General features: G+C 71.2%; 4 protein-coding genes. 2 read left to right on the top strand and 2 right to left on the bottom strand.

What is annotated here, in order from left to right:
- Both RIF68_RS30265 and RIF68_RS30260 read left to right on the top strand, forming a co-directional pair.
- Positions 1-449: GNAT family N-acetyltransferase (locus tag RIF68_RS30265; protein ID WP_309054466.1), on the top strand; the 449-nt coding region annotated here is incomplete at its 5' end.
- Positions 450-561: 112 nt separating this feature from the next.
- Positions 562-1,041, top strand: coding sequence for a carboxymuconolactone decarboxylase family protein (locus RIF68_RS30260; protein WP_309054465.1), 480 nt, complete (start codon positions 562-564; stop codon positions 1,039-1,041).
- Positions 1,042-1,065: 24 nt separating this feature from the next.
- On the opposite strand, the gene RIF68_RS30255 is transcribed toward RIF68_RS30260, so the two are convergent.
- Positions 1,066-1,554 (bottom strand): GNAT family N-acetyltransferase, encoded by a 489-nt coding sequence (locus tag RIF68_RS30255; protein WP_309054464.1) that lies wholly within the window; start codon positions 1,552-1,554, stop codon positions 1,066-1,068.
- 213 nt (positions 1,555-1,767) lie between these two features.
- A complete protein-coding gene (locus RIF68_RS30250; RefSeq protein ID WP_309054463.1) occupies positions 1,768-3,333 on the bottom strand; it encodes an APC family permease in 1,566 nt (521 codons plus the stop codon).
- Positions 3,334-3,904: the final 571 nt, after the last annotated feature.

Raw genomic sequence — 3,904 nt, 5'->3', positions numbered from 1 at the left:
TTCTGGAGGGCGAGGGGAGCGCCGTACCGGAGCCGGAAGGGGTGACCGTACGGGTGGTCGAGGCGGACGACCCGGGCCTGGAGAGCGCCGTCGCCGCCCCCTACGGGGCCTTCGGGGCCACCCCCGAGCCGGGCGCGGCGGAGCGGGTCGCGGGGCGGATCCGGGCCGGGTACACCCGGCTCGCGGCGGCCTTCGACGCGTCGGGGACGGCCCTGGCGGCCGGCCAGCACCAGACCGTCGGGCCGGTCTCGGAGGTCGTCGGGGTCGGCACCCTGCCGGAGGCCCGCCGCCGGGGCCTCGGACTCGCGGTCACGGCCGCGCTGGTGGCGGACGCCCGGGCCCGGGGCGTGGAGCTGGTGTTCCTGACGGCGTCGGACGAGAACGTGGCCCGGCTGTACGGCCGGCTCGGCTTCCGCACGGTCGCGACGGCGCTGATCGCGGAGGCGTGAGAAAAAATTTCCCGGCTCGTGTCACATCCCCGTCACGCGCTCCGTCAGTGAGGTGAAGGCGCCGCACCGGAGCGGCGCCCACCGCACACGAGACCGCTGAGGAGCGATCACCATGGCGACGACGCACGTCCCCACCGCCCGCATGTCCAACCCGGCCTACCTCCTCCCGGGTGCCGCCCAGGCGATCCAGGAGCTGCTGAAGGCCAGCCGCCAGGGCGGTGCCCCCGAGTCGATCCTGGAGCTGGTGCACCTGCGGGCCAGCCAGATCAACAACTGCGGTTTCTGCGTCGACTTCGGGGCCAGGAGCGCGCTGAAGGCCGGTATGAGCGAGGAGAAGCTGTTCGCCGTCGCCGCCTGGCGCGAGACCCCGTACTTCACCGACGAGGAGCGGGCGGCGCTCGCGCTCGCCGAGTCGGCGACCCGGCTCGCCGACGCCGCGGACGCGGTGCCGGACCCGGTGTGGGACGCGGCCGCCGACCACTTCGACGAGAAGCAGCTGGCCTCGATCGTGCTGATGGTGGCGATCACCAACTTCTTCAACCGGATCAACGTCAGCGTCCGGCAGCCCGCCGGAACGTTCCCGCAGCCGTGAGGGAGGCCCCGGGGGCCGGAGTGCTCAGCGGGGCTCCCTCACCATGAACACGTCGATCGCGTCCTCGGACTCGACCGTGAATCCCTCCCGCTCGTAGAGACGGCGGGCCGCGCTGCCCTGGAGCACCTGCAGGCGGACGGACGCTCCCTCCGCGTCCGCCCGGTCCAGCAGGCGGCGCAGCACCGCCGTCCCGAGCCCCCTGCCCTGCGTGTCGGGGGCGAGGTAGAAGTGCTCCAGGTACAGGCCGCCGCCCGGCCCGCTCGGGCGGATCGTCACCGAGCCCGCGAACGCGCCGCCGGTCTCGATGACCGAGGTGTACGTCTCCGAGAAACCGTCGAGCACCCGCTGCCGCACCCGGCGCTCGTCGTAGCGGCCGAGCCGCTCCAGGTCCTCGCGCATGACCAGGGCCCGCAGCTCGGCGATCACCCCGGCATCCTCCGCGCGCCCGGGCCGCAGCGTCCACTCCGGGGCCGCCGCCCCGCCCCTCGCCATGTCCACGTCCGTCGTTCCCATGAGCGCATCCTAGGGACGCGCCGAACTCCCCCGCCCCGCGCGGCGCGGAAGCACGTACGACGAAGGTGGCGGGACCCCCCACGGGCCCGCCACCTTCGCGTTCACAGGACGGCTCGGAAGGAGCCGGTGACCGGTCGGACCGGACGAGCCGGTGGGACCGGGGGCGCGGGACGGTGTTTCAGTGACTCAGGAGTCCCGCGGGCCCGGTTTCCGTCAGTCGGCGACCACCAGCGACGGGGTCTCCTTGGTCAGCACCTCGCCCCGGAAGAAGGCCGGGCTGCGGCGCTGCATGATCAGCATGATCACCACGCCGAGGAGCAGCAGTCCGACGCCGATCACGAAGACCGAGCCGACGCCGAGGACGGCGGAGCCGGAGCCGTAGGCCGGGTCCCACATGTCGTACAGCGTCTTGCCGAAGACGGCGGTGAGCATGAGCCCGCCGAGCAGCGGCATCAGGCCCTTGTAGGCGAAGTCACGGCCGGAGCGGAACAGCTCCCCGCGGAAGTACCAGACACAGGCGAAGGCGGTCAGCGCGTAGTAGAAGCAGATCATCAGGCCGAGCGCGTAGATGGTGTCGACCAGGACGTTCTCGCTGACCAGGGTCATCACGGTGTAGAAGACGCCCGTGGCGACACCGGCGACGACGGTGGCCTTGCCGGGGGTCTTGAAGACCGGGTGGACCTTGGTGAAGGAGCCGGGCAGGGCCTCGTACGTGGCCATCGCGAGGACCGTGCGGGCGACCGGGATGAAGGTCGTCTGGAGGCTGGCGGCGGCGGAGGCGAGGACCGCGACGAAGAGGAGCAGGCCGAGGACGGAGCCCATGACGGGTCCGGCGAGGGCGGCGAAGACGTTGTCGGAGGTCTCCGGGTTGGCGAGGCCGAGGCCCTGGTCGCCGGAGCCGACGGCCATCTGGGCGGCGATGCCGGTGGCCAGGTACGAGCCGACCAGGACGACCATGGCGATGAGGGCGGCGCGGCCCGGGGTCTTGGCGCTGCCGGTGGTCTCCTCGTTGGTCGCCATGCAGGCGTCCCAGCCCCAGTACATGAAGATCGAGAGGGAGAGTCCGGCCGTGAAGGCGGCGAAGGACTGCACCGCGAAGGGGTTCATCCAGGACCAGGAGAAGTCGACCGAGGTCTCGAAGGAGCCTGCCTTCGTGAGGGCCAGGGCGACGAAGACGGCGAGGACGACGAGCTGGAGGCCGACGAGGGTGTACTGCACGCCCTTGGTGGCGGTCATGCCGCGGTAGCTGATGGCGGTCGCGGCGGCGATGAGCGCGAGGCAGGTGACGATGTGGACGGCCTTGTTGTCGTCCAGGGCGGCGACGGACTCGCTGCCGCTGATCTCACCGGCGAGGAGCCAGAAGTAGGAGGTCGCCACGCCCGCCAGGTTGGAGAGGACGATGATCGTCGCGATGACGAGGCCCCAGCCGCACATCCAGCCGATACGGGGGCCGAAGGCCTTCACCGTCCAGGTGAAGGAGGTGCCGCAGTCGGGCATGACCCGGTTGAGCTCCCGGTACGCGAAGGCGACGAGGAGCATCGGGAGGAAGCCCGCGAGGAACACGGCCGGCATCTGGAGTCCGACCTCGCCGGCGGTGGAACCGAGCGTCGAGGTCAGGCAGTAGACGGGGGCGACCGTCGAGATGCCGATGACGGCACTGCCGAGGAGGCCGACGGAGTTCCCTCCGAGGCCCTTGCTGCGAACGCCGTGGGTGTCGCCCGGGGCGTCGACGCCCCTTACCGTGTCTCCGGCCTGGGGCCGTGCTTCCACCTGAGTCATGAACAGGACGTTAAGTGCTGCGGTTTCCACATCCGGAAGATCTCAATCCGCCGAAGTTGACGATCAAATGCCTTGCATTGCGAGGGTGAACGGGGTTCGTCGCCGATGATTGAAAGATCGACAACTGGCCGGGCCGACCAACTGGTAGGTCGGCCGACCGCCGTCCGCCATGCGGGAACCGCAGCCGCACCCCAAATGTCCGTTTCCAAAATTTCCCGAGGAATTTTCGGCGGCTCCCCGGCCCGTACGGACAGCGGCCCGCGGCACGCCGTACGCCCGCGTCGCGGACGCCCGGCGGCCCCTTGTGACCTCCGCCTCCTGAATCCGCCGTCCGCCGGCTGCCGCGGCGGCCCCCTCCGAAGGCCCGGGGACGGGTGGGAGGCGCACCGGAGAGCGGGGCGGAGGACGGCGTGGAGGACGGCTCCGTAACGGCTCCGCAACGGCCGCCCCGATGCTGACGGACTCCCTCCGGACAAGGCAGACTGTCGTGGGCGAAACCAGCGGTACGGGCAGGGGGAGCTATGGACCGTGAGGACGGGCCGCGAGTTCCGGTGCAGCGGACTCGGAGGAC

Source organism: Streptomyces sp., assembly GCF_031178505.1.
Lineage (GTDB): Bacteria > Actinomycetota > Actinomycetes > Streptomycetales > Streptomycetaceae > Streptomyces > Streptomyces gulbargensis.
The sequence above is the reverse complement of the archived record's forward strand: the minus strand, read 5'-3'. Positions and strand labels throughout refer to the sequence as shown.

Excerpts from the sequence above, each read along its gene's own strand:
- RIF68_RS30260 (WP_309054465.1), top strand. The coding sequence starts at position 562 with ATGGCGACGACGCACGTCCCCACCGCCCGCATGTCCAACCCGGCCTAC.
- RIF68_RS30255 (WP_309054464.1), bottom strand. The coding sequence starts at position 1,554 with ATGGGAACGACGGACGTGGACATGGCGAGGGGCGGGGCGGCGGCCCCG.
- RIF68_RS30250 (WP_309054463.1), bottom strand. The coding sequence starts at position 3,333 with ATGACTCAGGTGGAAGCACGGCCCCAGGCCGGAGACACGGTAAGGGGC.